The sequence below is a fragment of the Streptomyces sp. NPDC003032 genome, assembly GCF_053591415.1.
Window position 1 is genome coordinate 115,668 of the sequence record NZ_JBSFTT010000019.1, and the last position, 20,757, is coordinate 136,424.

The 20,757-nt window shown below is 72.8% G+C and carries 17 protein-coding genes and 1 pseudogene; 3 read left to right on the forward strand and 15 right to left on the reverse strand.

What is annotated here, in order from left to right; genetic code table 11:
- Positions 1-32 precede the first annotated feature (32 nt).
- Together mshC and ACWDZ7_RS25765 are read left to right on the forward strand one after the other, a co-directional pair.
- Complete coding sequence (gene mshC, locus ACWDZ7_RS25760; protein WP_451800149.1) at positions 33-1,262, forward strand: cysteine--1-D-myo-inosityl 2-amino-2-deoxy-alpha-D-glucopyranoside ligase; 1,230 nt, start codon at positions 33-35, stop codon at positions 1,260-1,262.
- Between the two features lie 197 nt (positions 1,263-1,459).
- Positions 1,460-4,335, forward strand: a pseudogene (locus ACWDZ7_RS25765) (TIM-barrel domain-containing protein).
- 81 nt (positions 4,336-4,416) lie between these two features.
- On the opposite strand, the gene ACWDZ7_RS25770 reads toward ACWDZ7_RS25765, so the two are convergent.
- The 12 genes from ACWDZ7_RS25770 to ACWDZ7_RS25825 form a co-directional block, all read right to left on the reverse strand.
- Positions 4,417-4,986 carry a hypothetical protein gene (locus tag ACWDZ7_RS25770; protein WP_451800150.1) on the reverse strand — a complete coding sequence of 190 codons (570 nt, stop codon included), beginning with the start codon at positions 4,984-4,986 and terminating at the stop codon, positions 4,417-4,419.
- 55 nt (positions 4,987-5,041) lie between these two features.
- The gene (locus ACWDZ7_RS25775; protein ID WP_451800152.1) at positions 5,042-6,799 is read right to left on the reverse strand and encodes a S8 family peptidase; all 1,758 of its coding nucleotides are present in this window, start codon (positions 6,797-6,799) and stop codon (positions 5,042-5,044) included.
- A 228-nt stretch (positions 6,800-7,027) separates the two neighbouring features.
- The gene (locus tag ACWDZ7_RS25780) at positions 7,028-8,146 is read right to left on the reverse strand and encodes a PAC2 family protein (protein ID WP_451800153.1); all 1,119 of its coding nucleotides are present in this window, start codon (positions 8,144-8,146) and stop codon (positions 7,028-7,030) included.
- Between the two features lie 172 nt (positions 8,147-8,318).
- Positions 8,319-8,990, reverse strand: coding sequence for a FadR/GntR family transcriptional regulator (locus ACWDZ7_RS25785; protein WP_451800154.1), 672 nt, complete (start codon positions 8,988-8,990; stop codon positions 8,319-8,321).
- 85 nt (positions 8,991-9,075) lie between these two features.
- Entirely contained in the window at positions 9,076-9,837 is a 762-nt protein-coding gene (locus ACWDZ7_RS25790; protein WP_451800155.1) for a ferredoxin reductase, read from the reverse strand.
- Positions 9,830-10,501, reverse strand: coding sequence for a sulfite oxidase-like oxidoreductase (locus tag ACWDZ7_RS25795; RefSeq protein WP_451800157.1), 672 nt, complete (start codon positions 10,499-10,501; stop codon positions 9,830-9,832). The genes ACWDZ7_RS25790 and ACWDZ7_RS25795 overlap by 8 nt, the downstream gene beginning before the upstream one ends.
- On the reverse strand, positions 10,498-11,853 hold the full coding sequence (locus ACWDZ7_RS25800) for an amidohydrolase (protein ID WP_451800158.1): 1,356 nt from the start codon (positions 11,851-11,853) through the stop codon (positions 10,498-10,500). Before ACWDZ7_RS25800 ends, ACWDZ7_RS25795 begins: the two co-directional genes overlap by 4 nt.
- A gap of 57 nt (positions 11,854-11,910) precedes the next feature.
- A complete protein-coding gene (locus ACWDZ7_RS25805) occupies positions 11,911-12,684 on the reverse strand; it encodes a phosphorylase family protein (RefSeq protein WP_451800160.1) in 774 nt (257 codons plus the stop codon).
- Complete coding sequence (locus tag ACWDZ7_RS25810; RefSeq protein WP_451800161.1) at positions 12,681-13,610, reverse strand: ABC transporter permease; 930 nt, start codon at positions 13,608-13,610, stop codon at positions 12,681-12,683. Before ACWDZ7_RS25810 ends, ACWDZ7_RS25805 begins: the two co-directional genes overlap by 4 nt.
- Complete coding sequence (locus ACWDZ7_RS25815) at positions 13,610-14,707, reverse strand: ABC transporter permease (RefSeq protein ID WP_451800163.1); 1,098 nt, start codon at positions 14,705-14,707, stop codon at positions 13,610-13,612. Before ACWDZ7_RS25815 ends, ACWDZ7_RS25810 begins: the two co-directional genes overlap by 1 nt.
- A 1-nt stretch (position 14,708) precedes the next feature.
- A complete protein-coding gene (locus ACWDZ7_RS25820) occupies positions 14,709-16,286 on the reverse strand; it encodes an ABC transporter ATP-binding protein (protein WP_451800164.1) in 1,578 nt (525 codons plus the stop codon).
- Positions 16,270-17,343 (reverse strand): BMP family ABC transporter substrate-binding protein, encoded by a 1,074-nt coding sequence (locus ACWDZ7_RS25825; RefSeq protein ID WP_451800165.1) that lies wholly within the window; start codon positions 17,341-17,343, stop codon positions 16,270-16,272. The genes ACWDZ7_RS25820 and ACWDZ7_RS25825 overlap by 17 nt, the downstream gene beginning before the upstream one ends.
- A gap of 249 nt (positions 17,344-17,592) precedes the next feature.
- Between ACWDZ7_RS25825 and mtnA the strand changes: the two genes are divergently transcribed.
- On the forward strand, positions 17,593-18,657 hold the full coding sequence (mtnA, locus tag ACWDZ7_RS25830; RefSeq protein ID WP_451800166.1) for an S-methyl-5-thioribose-1-phosphate isomerase: 1,065 nt from the start codon (positions 17,593-17,595) through the stop codon (positions 18,655-18,657).
- Positions 18,658-18,769: 112 nt separating this feature from the next.
- On the opposite strand, the gene mtnB is transcribed toward mtnA, so the two are convergent.
- The 3 genes from mtnB to ACWDZ7_RS25845 are packed head-to-tail and all read right to left on the reverse strand — an operon-like array spanning position 18,770 to position 20,720.
- The gene (gene mtnB / locus ACWDZ7_RS25835; protein WP_451800167.1) at positions 18,770-19,384 is read right to left on the reverse strand and encodes a methylthioribulose 1-phosphate dehydratase; all 615 of its coding nucleotides are present in this window, start codon (positions 19,382-19,384) and stop codon (positions 18,770-18,772) included.
- Positions 19,381-20,121, reverse strand: a complete 741-nt coding sequence (gene mtnC, locus ACWDZ7_RS25840) for an acireductone synthase (RefSeq protein WP_451800168.1) — start codon at positions 20,119-20,121, stop codon at positions 19,381-19,383. Before mtnC ends, mtnB begins: the two co-directional genes overlap by 4 nt.
- A complete protein-coding gene (locus ACWDZ7_RS25845; protein ID WP_451800169.1) occupies positions 20,118-20,720 on the reverse strand; it encodes a 1,2-dihydroxy-3-keto-5-methylthiopentene dioxygenase in 603 nt (200 codons plus the stop codon). The genes mtnC and ACWDZ7_RS25845 overlap by 4 nt, the downstream gene beginning before the upstream one ends.
- Positions 20,721-20,757: the final 37 nt, after the last annotated feature.

A 20,757-nucleotide genomic window follows, 5' to 3' on the forward strand; every position in this document is an offset into this window, starting at 1 on the left:
ATACGGACGCCCCGTCCGGTTAGGCTCAGGGCATGCATGCCTGGCCCGCTTCTGAGGTCCCCGCCCTTCCTGGCAAGGGCCGCGACCTCCGGATCCACGACACCGCGACCGGTGAACTCGTCACCCTCGACCCCGGTCCCGTCGCCCGTATCTACGTCTGCGGCATCACTCCGTACGACGCCACCCACATGGGTCACGCGGCGACCTACAACGCGTTCGACCTCGTCCAGCGCGTGTGGCTCGACACCAAGCGGCAGGTTCACTACGTCCAGAACGTGACCGACGTGGACGACCCGCTCCTGGAACGCGCCACCCGTGACGGCAAGGACTGGGTCGAGCTCGCCGAGGGCGAGACCGCTCTGTTCCGCGAGGACATGACCGCGCTGCGGCTCCTGCCGCCGCAGCACTACATCGGAGCCGTCGAGGCGATACCCGGCATCGTGCCGCTCGTCGAACGCCTCCGGGACATGGGCGCCGCCTATGAACTGGAGGGCGACACCTACTTCTCCGTCGAGTCCGACGCCCACTTCGGGGAGGTGTCCGGGCTCGACGCCGCCGCCATGAAGCTGCTCTCCGCCGAGCGCGGCGGCGACCCCGAGCGTCCCGGCAAGAAGAACCCGCTCGACCCGATGCTCTGGATGGCGGCCCGCGAGGGTGAGCCGAGCTGGGACGGCGGCTCGCTGGGCCGCGGCCGGCCCGGCTGGCACATCGAGTGCGTGGCCATCGCCCTCGACCACCTGGGGATGGGCTTCGACGTGCAGGGCGGCGGATCGGATCTCGCCTTCCCGCACCACGAGATGGGCGCGTCGCACGCCCAGGCGCTGACCGGCGAGTATCCCTTCGCCAAGGCGTACGTCCACGCCGGGATGGTCGCCCTGGACGGCGCGAAGATGTCCAAGTCCAAGGGCAACCTCGTCTTCGTGTCGAAGCTGCGGCGCGACGGCGTCGACCCCGCGGCCATCCGCCTCGCCCTCCTCGCGCACCACTACCGCGCGGACTGGGAGTGGACCGACTCCGTCCTCACGGAGGCCGTCGCGCGGCTCGGCCGGTGGCGCGCCGCCGTGTCGCGTCCCGACGGGCCGTCCGCCGAGGCGCTCGTCGAGGAGATCCGCGAGGCCCTCGCGAACGACCTGGACGCGCCCGCGGCGCTCGCCGCGGTCGATCGCTGGGCTGCCCGGCAGGCTGCCGAGGGCGGGACGGACGAAGGGGCGCCCGGCGTTGTGTCGCGGGCGGTCGACGCGTTGCTCGGCGTGGCCTTGTAGGGGGTTTCCGCTAGGTCGATCGCCCTTCGGGCTCGTCCTCAAACGCCGGACGGGCTTCAACCCCTCGTCCTGACGGCTTGGATCCTGCTGTCCGGACGGGCTTCTCAACCTGGCGCCGAATGGGCCGCTCCGGAAATCCAGGAGCGGCCCAGCAAAGTCCATGGCCCCGGGGCCCGCCGCCGCGCTAGACCTCCGCCATGAGATCTCCCACGCGCTTCAGAACGGCGGTCGCCGCCGCCCTGCTGGGCCTGTTCGCGGCGTTCGCGGTGCCCGGTGGTGGTGCCGCGCAGGCCGCGGACGAGCCCGCGACCACGGTCGGCGACATCACCGGCTTCGATGCCGAAGGGCCCGTCTACCGGCTGACCGCGGACGACGCCGAGGCCCGCGTCAGTTTTGTCTCCACGGAGACCTTCCGGCTCGAACTCGCCCCCGACGGGAAGTTCACCGACCCCACGGGCAAGGACATCGTCCTGCCGCAGGGCCGGGCGCCGCGCACCAAGTGGGCGGAGAAGAGCGACCGTTACGAGCTCAGCACCTCCAAGGTGACGCTGCGCGCCTACAAGTCCCCGCTGCGCTTCGCCCTGTACCGCGCCGACGGCACCCGGCTGTGGGCCGAGTCCAAGGGTCTTTCCTGGACGAAGGACGGCACCACGCAGAGCCTCGCGCGCGGCGCCGACGAGCAGTTCTACGGCGCCGGGATGCAGAACGGCCGCGGCAACACCTCGCACCGCGGCAAGAAGGTGGAGGTCAGCGTCGACTATGAGTGGAACGACGGGGGGCATCCCAACTCCGTGCCCTTCTACCTGTCCTCGGCGGGGTACGGCGTCTTCCGGAACACCTACGCCCCGAATACGTACGACTTCGCCGAGCCCGTGACCGCCACCGCCAAGGAGCAGCGCTTCGACGCCTACTACTTCGCCGGGCGCGGCGCCGACGCGGCCAAGGACGTCATCGGGCAGTACACCAAGCTGACCGGCAAGCCCTTCCTGCCGCCGGTCTACGGCATGGAGATCGGCGACGCCGACTGCTACCTGCACAACGCCAACCGCGGCGAACGCCGCACCCTGGACTCCCTCAAGGTCGCCGACGGCTACGTCGAGCACGACATGCCCAACGGCTGGATGCTCGTCAACGACGGCTACGGCTGCGGGTACGAGAACCTCGCCGAGACCTCCAAGGGGCTGGCCGACCGCAAGATGAAGATGGGTCTGTGGACCGAGGACGGCCTCGACAAGATCGCCGAGCAGGTCGAGGCGGGCCAGCGGGTCGCCAAGCTCGACGTCGCCTGGGTCGGCGACGGCTACAAGAAGGCGCTGGACGGCTGCAAGGACGCGTACAAGGGCATCGAGGACAACAGCGACGCCCGCGGCTTCACCTGGGCCCCCGAGAGCTGGTCGGGCGCCCAGCGCTGCGGCGTGCAGTGGTCCGGCGACCAGAGCGGCAGCTGGGAGTACATCCGCTGGCAGATCCCGACGTACGCCGGGTCGACCATGTCCGGTCTCGCGTACACGACCGGTGACGTCGACGGCATCTTCGGCGGCAGCCCCAAGACGTACGTACGGGACCTCCAGTGGAAGATGTTCCTGCCCGTCACGATGACGATGGACGGCTGGGCCGCCAGCGATAAGCAGCCCTTCCGGTACGGCGAGCCCTACACCTCCATCAACCGCAGGTACCTGAAGCTCCACGAGTCGCTGCTGCCCTACTTGTACTCGTACGCCCATGAGGCGACGGAGACCGGCGTGGGCGCCGTGCGCCCGCTGGCGCTCGAATACCCGGACGACCCGAAGGCCGCGACCGACGCCGCCAAGTACGAGTTCCTGACCGGCGAGGACTTCCTCGTCGCGCCCGTCCACAAGGACACCACCACCCGCGACGGCATCTACCTGCCGAAGGGCACCTGGACCGACTACTGGAGCGGCCGCACCTACCAGGGACCGACCACCGTCGACGGCTACAGCGCGCCCCTCGACACGCTGCCCCTCTTCGTGAAGGGCGGCGCGAGCGTGCCGATGTGGCCGGGCGGCATCCGTTCGTACGAGGACCGGAAGGCGGACTCGCCGCTCGCCTGGGACATCTACCCGCAGGGCAAGTCCTCCTTCGAGCTGTACGAGGACGACGGCGTGACCCGGCGGCACCGCGACGGCGCGTACGCCACGCAGCGCGCCGACGTGCGGGCGCCGCGCTCCGGCGCGGGCGACGTGAGCGTGCGGATCGGCGCGAGCAAGGGCGAGTTCCGGGGGAAGCAGAGCAGCCGGGCCTACGCGTTCACCGTGCACACCGGGGACGCGCCGAGCCGTGTCGGGCTGGACGGGCGTGGGCTGCCGCGCCTCGCGTCGCAGGGCGCGTACGAGAAGGCCGCGCACGGCTGGTTCTACGACCGGGACGACCGGGGCGGCGTGGTGAAGGTCAAGACGCCTGCCCGGCGCACCGACCGTGCCTTCGAGCTGACCCTCGACGACACGAGCGCCGTCGGCGGCGCCGTGCCCGGAGCGGCCGCCACTGTGAGCGTCCCCGCCGGCCAGGAGCTCGGTGCGGGCACGCGCGGCAAGGTCGCCGTCGATGTCACGGCGGGCACGAAGGACGCCACCGGCGTCGACGTCACCGTTGACGCGCCCGAGGGGTGGACCGTCGCCGCCACCAAGGCGGACCGGATCCCGGCGGGCACCACGCGCCGCGTCGAGGTGGCCGTCACCCCGGCCGAGGCCGCGGACCCGGGCGAACAGCCGCTCACCGCGACCGCCCGCTACCGCTCGGCCGGCCAGGAGCGCACCGCCCACCAGCGGTTCGCGCTCGGCGTGCTGCCCGAGGCACCCGACAAGGACACGTGGGCGAGCGACATGGTGTGGCTGAAGTCCACCAACGGCTACGGGCCCGCGGAACGCGACCGCTCCAACGGCGAGTCGGGCGCCGGCGACGGCCGCACGCTGACGCTCGCCGGAAAGACGTACGGGCCTTCTCCGTCGTGGCCGACGGCGAGGTGCTGTGGACCTCGCCGAAGGTGACGGACACCAACGGCTCCAAGAGCGGGGACCACGCGGACTGGGCCGCGGCCAGGTTCGCTTGCGCGTAGGAGCGGGGAGCGGCGCCGGGCGGGGAGGTCTCCGCACGGCGCCGCCGTGTGCTCACGCGGGACGCGCGACCCGCGCGTGGGTCACCTGGCGACCACGATGGCCAGCAGGTACGACGGGTTGGCGGTGTCGTAGTAGCCGATCACCTGCTGCCCGAAGGCGAACGCCTCCTGGACCTCGTCGTGGGTGTGGTCACTGGGGTCGATGTACGCCCGCCAGGCGTCGTCGACGTACAGATAGAGGGTGGACGCCTGGCCCGGGAGGGGCTGGACGACGTCCCAGAACGCCGTCGCGACGTTGGACGCGAGCGCCTGGGTGGAGATCTCGGGCGCCTGCTCCTGCGGGACGCGCTGCTGTTCCTGGCCGAACTGCTGGAGCAGCTGCTGGAACGGCTGCTGCTGACCGAGCTGCTGGATCTGCCGGCGCAGCTGCGGCGACATCTGCTGCGTGCCCTGGCCACCGCCGTACATGCCCTGGCCCTGCGTGCCCTGCATGCCCTGCTGACCCTGCATGCCCTGCTGACCCTGCATGCCCTGCTGCCCCTGCTGGGGGCCGAAGTGCTGCTGGAACTGCTGCTGTCCTTGCTGCGGCGGGGCTGTGCTCGGGCCCTGTTGCCGCTGACCCGACTGACTCGTCTGTGGGGTGGTGCTCATGCCGGTGCCACCTTCCCTCAATCGTTGTGTCCTTCAGCCCGTGCTGGTATTGCCGTCAGCCCGTGACGACCAGGCCGACGACCTCGTCGTCCGTGTACCAGACGCGTACGTCCGGCCGGCCCCCGGCGAAGGCGGCGTGCACCGCCTGGCGCGCCTCGGGAGACGGGTTGTCGAGGTTGCGCCACTCCCCGGCGACGAACAGCCGGAGCCTCGGCGGAAGTTCGGGCGGATACGGGAGCAGCTCGTCCCAGTACCGCTCCGCCATACCCGAACCCACCGTCGACGGCAGCAGGTTCGTGACCGCCGCCTTGATGTCGGGACGGTTGCCTATCCGCTGCGACGCGGGCCTGCCCGGCGCGTCCTGCTGCGGCGAGCCCGTGGAGCGCAGCACCGCGCGGGCCCGCTCCGGCGTCATCGGCCGCTGGCCCGACGCCTTCAGCATGCCCTGCAGCGCGGCCAGGGCGCCGACCACGATCGGCGACGCGGAGGACGTGCCGGAGAACGTGTCGGTGTACCAGGCGATCTCCTCGGCGCCGCCCTGCAGATCGCCGGGCCGGTCCCAGAAGCCGCCGGTCGTGGTGGTCTCGCGGCCCCAGCCCTGCGCGTCCACGCGGGCGCCGTAGTTGGAGAACGCGAGCCGTGAGCGGTCGGGCCCGTGGTCGCGGCCGTGCGTGCCGGGCGGCGGTGCGCCCGCGCCCACCAGGACCGCGCCGGACGTGCGGTTGGAGGGGTTGAACGGGTTGCGCCACCAGGACGGGAACCCGTCCGGCCTGCGCTCGTAGACCGCGTCGTCCAGGGACTCGGCGCCGTTGCCCGCCGCGCCCACCACGATGACGCCCTTCGCCGTGGCGTGGCGCACCGCGGCGTAGTCGTCCGGCCACCATTCGAGGGCGATGTAGCCCTTCTGGTCGTCGCGCGACTCGAAGTCGAACCTCGGGCCCGGCCGGTGCAGTTCGAGCAGGATGATGTCGCCGCGGTCGAGGCGCTCGGCCGCCGCGTGGATGGTGGCCGCCGTGCCCAGCGGCTGGAAGGAGGCGGCCGCCGTCACGGCGTCCGGCGCGATGCCGGTGACGCCGAGGCCGTTGCGGTCGCCGCCGATCACACCGATCACCGCGGTGCCGTGGTTGCGCCAGGCCAGGTCCTGGAGGGGCGTGCCGAGGACGACGCCCGCGAGCTTGGCGGCGAGGTCCTCGTGGCGCAGCTGCCAGTCGCCCTCCACGTCGATGACCGTGACGCCCTCGCCGGAGCCGCCGAGCCGCTGCCAGGCCCAGCGGGCGTCGACGCCCTCGGGAGCCGGGTTCAAGTACCCCTGGCGGCCGGTGAAGTCGGGCGTGACCGGCATGCCCTCCTTGCGGCGCGAGGACGCCTCGTCGATGTCGGGCGGCCCGGTCGGCGAGGGGTCGATGGAGGCCGGGACGGCGCCCGGCTTGACGTACGCCGTGTCGATACCGGGCAGCGCCGCCATCCGTGAGCGCAGCTCCTGCGCCCGGTCCTCGCCGCCGCGCACACGGTAGAAGAGGGCGAGGTCGGGCACGTCATCCTCGGCGATGCCCGTGGGGGCCACGGCCCGCAGTCGTTCCTCGTTGCCGAAGAGCGGCTCCAGTTCGAGCTGTTCGTCGGAGAGGAACATGTTCAGGGCCGACACGTCGGAGCCGGACGCCGAGTGGACCTCGCGCTCGGCGGCGCGCAGCCGGGCCTCGGGCCGGGCCACGACGATCAGCTCCTGCTCGGCTCCTCGGTAGGTGAATCCCGCCCCGTCGGGGCCCGGCCCGCCGGCTCCCGGGTCTCGTGCCGGGTCTGTCTGGTCGGTCATCGCTTCACCGCTCCCTTCGGTCCTTCGGGGGTGCCGTGCCGGGCGCTGTGCCGCGCCTTCGGGGCACACCCTGCTCCTCGCGGACCGAACCGTCCACCCCTGTTTTGAGCAACGGTGTTTGAGAGGAAGTTGAAACGGGAACCCCGGGCAACCCGTGCAATTCGGCCACGGATACCGCGATGGGGCGGCTCCCTTGCGGGAACCGCCCCATTGGCGAAGAGAAAGCCCTCAGTCGTCCGAGGAATCCGAATCCGACGGGTCGGAGCCCTCGCCGTCGACCCCACTGTCGACCTCACTGTCGATATCGCTGTCGCTGTCGGTCCGGCCCTCGTCGACCGGCCCGTCGGCGCCATGGCCTTCGGTGCCCTGGCCGGGCTGCCGCGTGGGCTTCGGCTTCGGCGGGCGGGTGCGGTCGCTCGGGGTGTCGCGCAGATACGACCCGCTCTCACCGCCGTCCGTCGCGTGGCCGCCCGCCTGGGCCGGACCGCCCGGACCGGTGGGACCCGCGCCGTCACGTCGCCGCAGATAGCGCTCGAACTCCCGGGCGATGGCCTCGCCCGACGCCTCCGGCAGCTCGGCGGTGTCCCGCGCCTCCTCCAGGGACTGGACGTACTCGGCGACCTCGCTGTCCTCGGCGGCCAACTGGTCCACGCCCAGCTGCCAGGCGCGCGCGTCCTCGGCCAGCTCGCCCAGCGGGATGCGCAGGTCGATCAGGTCTTCCAGGCGGTTGAGGAGCGCGAGCGTGGCCTTCGGGTTCGGCGGCTGTGAGACGTAGTGCGGGACGGCGGCCCAGAGACTGACGGCCGGGACGCCCGCGTGCGTACACGCCTCCTGGAGGATGCCGACGATGCCCGTCGGACCCTCGTACTTGGTCTCCTCCAGGTCCATGGTGCGCGCCAGGTCGGCGTCGGACGTCACGCCACTGACCGGGACGGGGCGGGTGTGCGGGGTGTCGCCGAGCAGCGCCCCCATGATCACCACCAGCTCGACGCCCAGCTCGTGCGCGAAGCCGAGGATCTCGTTGCAGAACGACCGCCAGCGCATCGACGGTTCGATCCCGCGGACCAGGACGAGGTCACGCGGCTTGTCGCCGCCGACGCGGACCACCGAGAGCCGGGTCGTCGGCCATGTGATCTTGCGGACCCCGTCGTCGAGCCAGACGGTCGGGCGGTTGACCTGGAAGTCGTAGTAGTCCTCGGCGTCCAGCGCCGCGAACACCTCGCCCTTCCACTCCTTGTCGAGGTGCGCGACCGCGGCGGAGGCGGCGTCACCGGCGTCGTTCCAGCCCTCGAACGCGGCCACCATGACCGGGTCGACCAGCTCGGGAACTCCCTCGAGCTCGATCACCCAGGCCTCCTTCCGACGTTCCCTTGCGTACGCCCCAACCTTACGGCGTCGGCGGGGGCCCTCCGCAGCCCCCTTGCGTGGGGGAGTGCGTGATCACTGCCCACGCCCGGCGCCGGGAAACGGCCGGTTCGGGTGCGGGGTGGGCGGCGTCACACGGACGGGCCCGGCGGCGTCACAGCGTGGACCGCAGCCACTGCTCCACGCTCGCGACGTGCACCGTCGCCCACGACCTTGCGGCTTCCGCGTCGCGGTCGCGCAGCGCCGTGAGGATCGCGCGGTGCTCGTGGAGCGTACGGCTGACGGCGTCCTCCTGGGTCAGGCCGCGCCAGACGCGGGCCCGGGTGGTGGGCCCGGACAGGCCGTCCAGGAGGGAGCACAGGACGGAGTTCCCGGACGACTGGACGATGCCGCGGTGGAACTCCAGGTCGCAGGCGACCAGCTCCTCCACCGACGGGGCGTCCCCCAGGTCGTCCAACTGCCGGGTCAGCGTGTCCAGTTGGTCCTCGGTGATGTGGGCGCAGGCCATCGCGGTGGCCGCCGGTTCGAGGATGCGGCGTACCGCGAGGAACTCCAGGACCGTGTCGTCGCGGTGGAAGTCGACGACGAAACTCAGAGCCTCCAGGAGGAGTTGCGGGTCCAGGCTGGTCACGTACGTACCGTCGCCCTGGCGCACGTCGAGGATGCGGATCAGCGAGAGCGCGCGGACCGCCTCGCGCAGGGAGTTGCGGGACAGGCCGAGGTCGGCGGCGAGTTCGCTCTCCTTGGGCAGCCGGTCGCCGGGGCGCAGCGCGCCCGAGACGATCATTCCCTTGATCTTCTCGATGGCCTCGTCGGTGACAGCCATGGGGACCTCGCCTCAACAGTCAACAGTTAACAGTCAACAGACATCCGATGTGTGAGCTGATTATGTCCCCTGCGCGGCGCGGCTTTCAGCCGAAGCGTTCGATCCGGATCCGGTCGACCGGCTGGCCGCCCTCCACCAGCAGCCGCGAGGCGTGTTCCGCGAAACCGTTGGAGCCGCAGATGTACGCCTCCCAGCCGCCCTCGGGTCGCCCCTCGTCGCCGAGGAAGGACGCCAAGTGGGCGGCGCTGAGGCGGCCTTCGGCGCGGGTCAGGACGACGGTGGTCTCATCGGCGTACTCGTCGGCGTAGATCAGGTCCTCGGGCGTGCGCGCCGAGACGATCAGGCGCAGCGGCACACCGAGCCCCGCGAGGCGGTGGTGGCGGACCATCGACATGAGCGGCACCACACCGGAACCGGCCCCGAGCAGCAGGGCGGGGCGGTCGCCCGGCCAGGCGAAGAAGCCGGACAGCGGCCCGCGCACCTCGACCGTGTCGCCGACGCGGGCGACGGTGTGCAGATGCCCCGACACCTCGCCGCCCGGCACATGGTTGAGGGTCAGCTCGATCTCGCCGCTCCCGTCGGGCGCGGAGGCGATCGAGTAGTGCCGCTGGGCGACATAGCCGTCCGCCGCCGTGAGCCGCAGCATCAGGTGCTGGCCCGGCAGGTGCCCCTGCCAGTCGGGGACCTTGAGCCGGAACGTCGACACGGCCGGGGTCTCCCGCCGGATGTCCGTGATCAGCGCGCGCTGCCACAGGGCCGCGGCGCGGTTGCTGACGGCGATCCGGCCGGGCACGGCGAACCGCGTCGGCGGCACGAAGCCGTCCTCGCTGTACGGGGTCTCAGTCACCTGCGTAACGCTCCTCGGCCCACGGGTCGCCCCGGTGGTGATAGCCGTTCCGCTCCCAGAAGCCCGGCTCGTCGTGGTCGAGGAGGCGCAGCCCCGCGATCCACTTGGCGCTCTTCCAGAAGTAGAGGTGGGGGACGATCAGCCGGGCCGGACCCCCGTGCTCGGCGGGCAGCGGGCCGTCCCCGTACTCCCAGACGATCCACGCCTTGCCGCCCGTCACGTCGGCGAGCGGGAGGTCGGTGGTGTAGCCGGTGTGGGAGTACGCGACGACGTGCGTCGCCCCGGGCAGCGGGCGGGCGGCGTTCAGGAACGTGTCGAGGCTCACCCCGCCGAACCGCACCCCGAACTTGGACCAGCTGGTCACACAGTGGATGTCGCCGCGGTACTCGGAAGGAGGCAGCGCGTGCGCCTCGTCCCAGGTCCAGGTGCGCGGCGCCGCCACGAGCCCGTCGACGCCAAACGTCCAGTCGGCGGCGGCCAGGTGCGGGGTCACCTCGGCGGACAGGACGGGCCAGCCGTCGCGCGCGTCGTACTGGCCCGGCGGAAGGCGCGGGTCGCGGTCGGCGGCGCGGGCGCGGCCGGTGAAGCCGCGGGTGGGCTCGGAGCCGGAGGCCGTGTCGGCGGTCGTGTCGGCGGGCGTGCCTGGGGTCGTGTCGGAGGTCATACGGTGCTCGTCACTTCGGGGTCGGTCGCCGCGTCCCGCAGTGCGCGCAGGACGGCCGGTTCGTCCAGCGTACGCAGAGCGCGCCCCCGCATCAGAACGCGTCCGTCGACAACGGTGTCCCGCACGTCACCGGCCGCGGCGGCGTACGCGAGCGTCGACCATGGGTCGTGCCGGGGCGCGAGGTGCGGCCGGTCAAGGTCGAGCACGATCAGGTCGGCGCGCTTGCCCGCCTCCAGGGAGCCCAGCTGGTCGCCGAGGCCGAGCGCCCGCGCCGACTCGATGGTCGCCATGCGGACGGCCTGCTCGGCGCCGACCGCCGTGGGGTCGCCGCCCGCCTTGTGCACCAGCGCGGCGATGTTCACCGCGCCCAGCAGGTCCAGTGTGTTGGAGCTCACGGCGCCGTCCGTGCCGAGGCCCACCGTGACGCCCGCTTCGAGGAGGTCGGGCACGCGCGCGATGCCGCAGCCCAGCTTGAGGTTGGACACCGGGCAGTGCGCGACGGCCGTGCCCGTGCGGGCCAGCGTCGCGATCTCCGCGTCGGTGAGGTCGACGGCGTGCGCCAGCAGCGTGTCGGGGCCGAGCACGCCGAGCGAGTCGAGCAGCTCCACCGGGCGCTTGCCGTACCGCTCGGTGACCATCGCCACCTCGCCCGCGTTCTCGGCGGCATGGATGTGCAGCAGGGCGCCGTGCTCCCCGGCGAGCGCGGTGATCTCCGTCAGCTGCGCGGGGTCCAGCGTGTACGCGGAGTGCGCGAAGACGACGGGGCGGGTGCCCGGCGCGGGGGTGCGGGACTTCAGGTCGGCCGCCGCCCAGCCGAGCCGTTCCGCGTAGGGGCGGCCGTCCGGCGGGCCCGGTACGTCCATGAACGTCGGCCCGCTCAGCAGCCGCCACCCGGCGTCCCGGGCCGCGGCATCGGCCGCCTCGTGGAACCAGTACATGTCGAGCGCGGTGGTGACCCCGCCGCGTACGGACTCGGCGATCGCGGCGCCCAGCGCGGCCGTCACCGTGGCCGGCGAGAGGATCTCGGCCTCGCGCGGGATCACCCGGGCCAGGAAGCCCTGGAGGGTCACGTCGTCGGCTATGCCGCGCATCAGGTTCATCGCGAGGTGGGTGTGCGTGTTGATGAGGCCCGGCAGGACGAGGCAGCCCCGGGCGTCGATCTCCTCGGCGGCCTCGTACGCGGCGCGCAGCCGCTCGGCGGGGCCCACCTCGACGACACGTCCGGCGCGGACGGCCACGGCGCCGTCCGGCACCAGCGTGCCCGCGTCGTCGACGGTCAGGACGTCACCGCCGTGCACCAGCAGGTCGATGGAGCCGCCGCGGGCCTGGGCCGGCAGGTCGTTGGGGTGCATCAGTTCCGTTCTCCCTGATGGTTACGGTCGTTCAGTGCTGCTTGGTCTCGCGGTCGCTCACTGTTCCGTCGCGGCCGCCAGCAGGCGCAGCGCGTCCAAGGCTATCCGGGCGCCCCGGTCGACCCCCTCGGCGACCACGTCACGGTGCGGGTCGTAGCCGCCCGTCGAGAAGGGGGAGTCCTCGTCGACCAGTTCGTCGGCGTTCGCGCCGTCCACGACCAGGGCGCCGCCCGCGGTGAGACCGTGCGTCGAGGCGAAGACGTACAGCGCGGAGAGCTCCATCTCGATGGCGGCGATCCCGGCGGCCGCGTACGCCTCGCCGGGCAGCGGCAGGAAGCCCGGCTGGAACGCCGCCCGCGTCCACACCACGCCCCGGTGGTACGGGGCACCGGCCTCCCGGGCCGCGCGCTGGAGGGCGATGACCGCCTCCGGGGCGGAGAACGCCGGGTACTCGGCCGGGATCAGCTGCTGGGTCACGCCGTCGTCGCGCACCGCCGCGTCCGCGATGACCAGGTCGCCGTCGCGGACGCCGGGGCGGATCGCGCCCGCCGTGCCGAGCCGCAGGATCGTGCGGACACCGGCCTCGGCCAGCTCCTGGAAGAGCAGGATCGCGCCGGGGGCGCCGACACCGTGCGAGGCGACGACGACCTCGGTGCCCTGCCAAGTGCCGGTGAACGTGCGGTACTCGCGGTGGTACGACACCTCCTTCGCGTCGGACAGCAGATCGGCGACGGCGGCCGCGCGGCCCGGGTCGCCGACCACGACCGCCTGGGCGGGCAGCCCGGTGCGGGGGACACGGGTGACGGGCAGCGCGTCGGTGAGCGATGTCATGAAGAGGCTCCTACCAAGGGCTCGCGGGGCTCGCGGGACCCGATGGGCTTGAGGCGCTTTCGCCGCTTGCGTCGCGCCGTGGACAGGAAGAGGGCGACCAGGGTCACCACGTAGGGCGCGGCGTCGGTCGCCTGCTGCGGCAGGCCGTTGCCCTGCAGCCGGAAACCGACGGCCTCCGCGACGCCGAAGAGCAGCGCGGCCAGCAGCACCCCGAGCGGCAGCGCCCGGCCCAGCATGACGGCGACCACGGCGATCCAGCCGCGCCCCGCCGACATGTTCTCCGAGAACAAGGTGACGTTCCCGAGGGCGAGTTGGGCGCCGCCGAGCCCGCACAGGAGGCCGCTGGTGAGCACGGCCGCGTACTGGTACCTCGCCGGGCTCACACCGAGCGTCGCCGCCGCGTCCGGCGCCTCGCCGACGCCGCGAAGACGCAGCCCCCACGGGTGACGCGCGAGGAACACGGCGGCGACGGCGACGGCCGCCCACGAGACGTACACGAGCGGTGAGTGCCCGGACAGGACCGGCCCGAGGAAGGCGAGGTCGACGCCGCCGAGGCCCGCGAGGTCCGGGTCGGAGAAGGTGCCCTGGACGCCGAAGGCGGTGCGCAGCAGAAAGCCGGTCAGGCCGACCGCGAGGAGGTTCAGGGCGACGCCGAGTACGACCGCGTCGCCGCGCAGGCTGATGGTTCCCACGGCGAGGATCATCGCGTACGCCGCGGAGGCGAGGGCACCGAACAGGACACCGAGCCACGCGCTGCCCGTGAACCAGCTGCCCGCGACGGCCGCGAAGCAGCCGATCAGCATCATGCCTTCGAGCCCGATGTTGAACACACCCGCGCGTTCACAGATCGCGCCGCCGAGCGCGGCGAGCAGGATCGGGGTGAGCGCGAGGAGCGCCGAGTGGAACAGCGCGGAGTCGACGGACATCACAGATCCCCCTTGGGGCGTACGGACTTCGCGGGTTCGCTGCGTACGGACCTCTTGGCGCGCCGCCAGGTGAACTGGAGGCGTGCGGCCAGGAAGACGATGACGACGGCCTGGAGCACCTGCGTCAGCTCGCGCGGCACCTCGGTGGCCCGCTCCATGGCGAGCCCGCCGACGTCGAGCGCGGCGAAGAACAGCGCGGCGACCGCGGTCCCCACAGGCGCCGCCGAGGCCAGGAGCGCCGCGGTGAGACCGGTCCAGGTGTGCCCGGCGGCGGTCAGCGAACCATCGATGAAGCGGTACGGGAAGCTGAGCACGCCGACCGCGCCGACCAGCCCGGCGACGGCCCCCGACAGGCCCATCAGACGCAGCGTGAGCCGTGGCCTGTCGACCCCCGCGTACGCCGCGAAGCGCGGATTGAGCCCCGTCATACGGATCTCGTAGCCGGTGGCGGTACGGGCGTCCGCGAAGGCGAACACCCCGGCGGCGACCACGACGAGCACGAGCCCCACCGTGACCGTCGACGAACCGAAGGCGGGCAGCTCGACACCGTCCGGCATGCGCCTGGTCTGCGGCAGGCTTGAACCGTCCTCCTTGAGCGGGAAGCGCGCGAGATAGGAGGCGAACGACATCGCCGGATAGCCGAGCAGCAGGCTGCTCACCAGCAGCGGTACGCCGAACCGGTTCTGGCAGACCGCGGCGAGCGCGGCGTAGGCGGCGCCCGCCAGCATCCCGGCGAGCAGCGCGGCGAGCACGGCGAGCGGCGCGGGCAGCGGGACGTACAGCCCGGTGGCCGCGGCGGCGATCCCGCCGAGCACCAGCTGCCCGTCGCCGCCGAGGTTCAGCAGCCCCGCCCGCATCGGGATGGCGAGCGCCACCGCGAGCCCGAGGATGCTCGTGCCGGTGGTCAGCGTGGACCCGATCCCGTCGGGCCCGAGCGCGCCGCTGACGACGGCCCCGTACGCCCCGAGGGGATCGGCGCCGGTCCCGACGAGGAAGAGCGCTCCGACGAGCACGGCGGCCACGACGGAGTGCAGGGCGGAGGAGCGGAGCACCCGCGCCCCGGCCGACCCCGCCTCGGCCGGACTCTGGACGGCCATGTCAGGGGGCCTCCTTCACAGGAGCGGGGGGCTCCGCGGGGGGAGCGGTCCGCACCGGGGCGGCGACGGGACTCGCCGGGACGCCCGCCATCGCGAGCCCGAGCGTGTGGTCGTCGGCCGCCGCGCGCGGGTACTCCGCGGCGATCCGGCCCTCGTACATCACGAGGACCCGGTCCGCGAGGCCCCGGATCTCGCTCAGTTCCGCGGAGACCAGCAGGACCGCGTGGCCCGCGTCGCGGTGGGCGATCAGCTGGTCGTGGATCGTCTGGACGGCGCCGATGTCCACGCCGCGCGTGGGCTGCTCGACGATCAGAAGGGGGGAGTCGTGGGCGAGTTCGCGGCCGATGACGAGCTTCTGCAGGTTGCCGCCCGACAGCGAACCGGCCGCGTGTGCGCTCGACGCCGCCTTGATGCCGAAGCGTTCGATCAGTACGCGCGCGTGCTCGCGCAGCCGGGCCGGGCGGAGCAGGCCGTGCCCGCGGTGATGCCCCATGAGGAGGTTCTCCGCGATCGTCGCGGCCGGCGCCGTGCCGACCGCCGAGCGGTCCTCGGGGACGTACGCGAGACCCGCCCCGCGGCGCCTCGCCACCGTCGCGTCCGTGATGTCACGGCCGGCGAGTGTGACGCGCCCCGAGGTGACCGGCCGCAACCCGGCGACGGCTTCGACCAGTTCCGACTGGCCGTTGCCCGCGACCCCGGCGACGCCGACGATCTCCCCGGCACGGACCGCGAGCGAGACGTCCCGCACCCCGTCCGCGGTCAGGCCGGCGACCGACAGGACGACCTCGTCGCCCGGCGAGCCCGCCGGACGCACCCGGTCCAGTTCCACCGTGCGCCCCGTCATGGCCGCCGCGATGCCGTCCGCGCTCGTGTCGGCGGTCCGCATGCGCGCCGCCACCCGCCCGTCGCGCAGCACGGTCACGGCGTCGCTGCCCTCCATGACCTCACGCAGCTTGTGCGTGACCAGCAGGACGGTGCGGCCCTCGTCCGCCAGCGAGCGCAGGACAGTGAAGAGCGCGTCCGCCTCGGCCGGGGTCAGCACGGCCGTGGGCTCGTCGAGGATGAGCGTACGGGCACCCCGGTGGAGGAGCTTGAGGATCTCCACGCGCTGGCGCACGCCCACCGGGAGGTCGCCGACCTTCGCCGCCGGGTCGACGGCGAGCCCGTGCTCATCGGCGAGCGCCGCCACCCGCCGCAGCGCCTCCCGCCGGTCGGTGAGGCCGAAACGGCGCGGCTCGGCGGCGAACACGACGTTCTCGGCGACCGTGAAGGAGGGGAAGAGCTTGAAGCTCTGGTGCACCATCCCGAGCCCCGCGGCGATCGCCTCGCTCGGGTCGGCGAAGGACACCTCGCGCCCGTCGAGCACGATCCGTCCGGCGTCCGGCCGCCGCAGCCCGTACAGGACGGACATCAGCGTGGACTTGCCCGCGCCGTTCTCGCCCATCAGGGCGTGGATCTCGCCGCGCCGGACGGTCAGGTCCACGCGGTCGTTGGCGAGCGTCCCGGGGAACCGGACGGTGACGCCCCGCAGTTCGACGGCGGGAGCGCCGCCCTCTGCTCGCTCAGGCGGCGGGGTCATCGACGGTCAGCTTCCCGGCGACGATGTCGTCGCGCAGCTCCTCGACGCGCTTCAGCACGTCCTTGTTGGCGGGCTCGCCGATCAGGCACTTGGAGTCGGCGACGCCCGGCTCCAGGCCGGTCAGCGACATGCCGCCCTCCTTCAGGCCGTACGACACCGTGGTGCCGCCCTTGCCGTCGAGGATCTGCGCGATGCCCTTCTCCACGGCGACATCCGTCTTCTTCAGTACGTTGTCGACGACGACGCCGGGGCTGCCCAGGCACTGGTTGGCGTCCACGCCGTACGCCTGGAACCCCTTGCCGCTCGCGGCCTTCGCGGCCTGGAAGACACCCGTGTTGCCGCCGGCCGCGGCGGCCATCACCTGGTCGGCGCCGCCCGAACCGAGCGTCGCCGCCTGGTCCTTGGCGCGCGCCGCGTCGTTGAACGGCGACTGCCCGCCCACGAACAGCGTCCGCGAGGTGACCTCCGGCCTCACCTTCTTCGCGCCCGCCGCGAACGGCTCGCTGTAGCGCCGGAACTGCGGGGTGTCGAGCACGTCGACGGCCCCGACCTTCTTGCTCCTGGTGAGCAGACCGGCCTCGGCGCCCGCCAGATACACCGCCTCGTGCTCGCGGAAGACGGCACACGTGACGTTCTCGTACGTCTTCTTGGTGCACGCGTCGACGAGCAGGAACTGCTGCTCGGGGTGCGCCTCGGCCTGCTGCGCCACGATGTCCGCGAACTCGAAACCGACCAGCGCGACGACGTCGGGCGCCGCGTCCACGGCCGAGGCGACGTTCTGCTGGCGTGAGTCGTTGTCGCTGCTCTGGAAGACCTTCTGCGAGCCGCCCCGCGCCTTCGCCGCCGCCTTCACACCGGTGACGGCCAGCTTGAGGAACTCGTTCTGGGCGACCGGGTCGGGCGTGACGAGCGTGAACGCCTTGCCGCCGTCCTTGCCCTCCGTGCCCGCACCCCCGCCCTTGGCGGCGGCGTTGCAGCCGGTGGTGAGGAGCGCGGCACAGACGGCACCGACGGTGGCGGCGGTGAGCCTCAGGGACGTACGCGTACGCAAGGACATGGGGAACGCCTTCGTGGAGGTGCCCGGGAGCGGCCCGGACGGTGACAGGAGAGTCGTATGTGTGCGAGCGGGGGGCGTCGCTCAGCGGGAACAGCGGCGGACCGGTCTGTCCTGGGTGGCGGTGAGGGTAACACCGGGTTTCGGACAGCCGCACGAACGTCTCGAAATGTGGTTCGAGCACGTCAGGTACGGTGACGGCACCCCTCCTCCCATGGCCGCGATCGCCCCTTTCCGCTCGGAGTTGAGCCCATGAACAGCCAGGAACTGCGCGCCGTCACATGGACGGCGGCGACGGAGGACGGCACGCCGTTCCCGTCCGTCTCCCTCATCGACCAGACGGCGCTCCCGCACGCCCTGGAACGGCTCGACGTCACCACCGTCGACGAGCTGATCGACGCCGTCGTGCGCCTGGTCGTCCGCGGCGCCCCCGCGATCGGCGCGGCGGGCGCGTACGGAGTGGCGCTCGCCATGGCGCAGGGCCGGCGTGACGGCTGGGACCGCGCCCGCCTGGACGCCGAGATCGCCCGCGTCCGCGCGGCCAGGCCCACCGCGGTGAACCTGATGGTGTGCGTGGACCGCGTGGCGGCGCGCGTCGACGAGGGCATCGCCGCGGTGCTCGCGGAGGCCGACGCGGTCGTCCGCGAGGACCTGGAGGCCAACCACGCGATGGGCGCCCATGGCGCGGACTGGCTTCTCAAGCGCGTCGCCCCCGACACGGACCGGCCCCTGCGCGTCCTCACCCACTGCAACACCGGCGCCCTCGCCACGGCGGGCTGGGGCACGGCGCTCGGCGTCATCCGCGAGCTGCACGCCAGGGGCCGGATCGAGACGGTGTACGCCGACGAGACCCGCCCCCTGCTCCAGGGGGCCCGCCTTACGGCGTGGGAACTCGTCCAGGAGGGCATCCCGCACTACGTCCAGGCCGACGGGGCGGCGGCGGGCACGATCCTGCGGGGCGAGGTCGACGCGGCGATCGTCGGGGCGGACCGCGTCGCCGCCAACGGCGACACCGCCAACAAGGTCGGCACGGTCGCCATCGCCCTGGCGTGCGCCCACGCGGGCATCCCGTTCATGGTGGCGGCGCCCACCACGACGGTGGACCTCGCCACGGCCTCGGGCGACGCCATCCACATCGAACTGCGCGGCGAGGACGAGGTCCTGGAATGGGCCGGTGTCCGCACGGCCCCGGCGGCCTCACGCGGCCACAACCCCGCGTTCGACGTGACCCCGGGCTCCTTGGTGACGGCGCTGGTCACGGAGCGGGGCGTACGAGAGGTGTCGGCGGGGGAGCTGCCGCTGGGCGGGCTGGGGTAGGGCCCTCAGCGGACGGGCCGGTGATTCCGGCCCGTCCGGCGTTTGAGGACGAACCCGGCCAAGCCGGTGATCCCGGCGATCCCGGCGATCCCGGCGAAGCCGGTGACGAAGCTCAGCCCCGCGCCGCCGCCAGCTCCAGCAGCCACTCCACGACCTCGGCCCGATGCCGCGCCTCGCGAGGATCCGCCCCCCACACGTAGATCCCGTGCCCGGCCACGACCACCGCCGGCATCCCCGGTGTCAACGCCGCTTCGAGGCGGTCACCGAGCACCGCCATGTCCTGGCTGTTCGCGATCACCGGCAGGGTCACCGAGACCTCGTGCGTCGGGTGCCCGAGGCCCTTCAGCATCTCCAGGCTCTCGAAGGGAATCCCCTCGGGCGAGCGCTGACCCATGACCACCGAAGCGACCGTGTGGACGTGTACGACGGCACCCGCACCGGTGAGCCGCGCCACGCGCGCGTGCAGCGCCGCCTCCGCCGACGGGCGGCCCGCGCCGACCGCCGCGCCCTCTCTGTCCGTCAGCACCACGTCCGCGGCGGTCAGTTCGCCCTTGTCCCGCCCGCTGGCGGTGACCGCGAGCCGCAGCGGCTCCCGCGAGAGCACGACCGACAGGTTCCCGGACGTGCCCCGCATCCAGCCGAACGAGGCGAACCGCGCGGCCTCGGCGGCCAGCACGGCTCCCGCCTCCTCCAGGTCCAGAGCGGCGGCAGCGGTGGTCTCGGTCATGAACTGCTCCTGGCGGAAAGGGTGATCTCGGTGAAGAGCGCGGCCTCGGGGTGGTCCCCGACCCCGGCGGCGAAGTACGGCTCGCCGGCCCGCCGCACGCCGGCCGTCCGCCAGCCCGCGGCCCGCGCCGCGTCCAGCTCACCGGGCCGGTCGGAGAGGAAGAGCAGGCGCCCGGGGTCGGCGCCGGTGCTCGCGGCGATGGCCCGGTAGGAGTCCGGCTCCTGCTTGGGCCCCGCGTTCTCGGTGTCGTACAACCCGCTGACGAGCCCCAGCAGATCGCCCTCGGGCGAGTGCGCGAACCACGCCCGCTGCGCGGCCACCGAGCCCGACGAGTAGACGTACAGCCGCACACCGTCCGCGTGCCAGCCGCGCAGGACCGGAATGACGTCGGCGTAGAAGTGCGAGACGAGGTCGCCGCGCGCGAAGCCCTCCGCCCACAGGATGCCCTGGAGCGTCTTGAGGGGCGTGGCCTTGCGGTCCTCGTCGATCCACTCGCCGAGGACCTTCTCGACCCGGTCCGCGTCCGCGTCGGGCTCGCCGATCTCCGCCCGCACCCGCGCGACGGCCCGCGCCACCTCCGGCTCCCCGCCCCGCGAGGCGAGCAGTGCGCCGAACCGCTCACGCGCGTACGGGTACAGCACGTCCACCACGAATCCGGTGGCGCTCGTGGTGCCCTCGATGTCGAGCACCACGGCGTCCACATCGAACCGGACGCTCTGGACGCTCCGGACGCTCACGCGGCGGACTCCGCGTACCCCGCGTGGATCTCGTCGAAGTCCGGGAAGCGGTCCGCGATCGGGCTGCCCGTGAAGTTCCCGATCCAGCCGTCCTCCTCGTGGAAGAAGCGGATCGCCGTGAAGGCCGGTGAGGTGCCCATGTCGAACCAGTGCGTGGTGCCGCGCGGTACGCCGAGCAGGTCGCCCTTCTCGCAGTAGACGGCGTGCACCTCACCGCCCGCGTGGAGGTAGAAGATCCCGGCGCCCGCGACGAAGAAGCGCACTTCGTCATCGTCGTCGTGCGTGTGCTCCGCCAGGAACTTCTGCCGTGCCGCGGCCGCCTTCGCGGGCCACTCGGGGTCGGTTCCGGCGGCCGGGGGATGCAGCGCCACGACGTCGACGGTCCGGAAGCCCTCCTCGGCGTTGAGCTTGTCGATCTCCGCGCGGTACGCGGCGAAGACCGTGTCGCTGTCCGCGTCGGCCGCCACGTCCTCGCGCACCGGCCACTGTTCGTAGCGCACGCCTATCGGAGCGAGCGCGGCGGCGATCCCGGCCGGGTCGGAAGTGCGGCGTACGACGGTCTCGGGCCCGGCCTCCGGCCAGGTCGTCAGGAGGGTCATTGATCACTCCAGGGCAGGTCAGCGGGTGTTCTCGGGA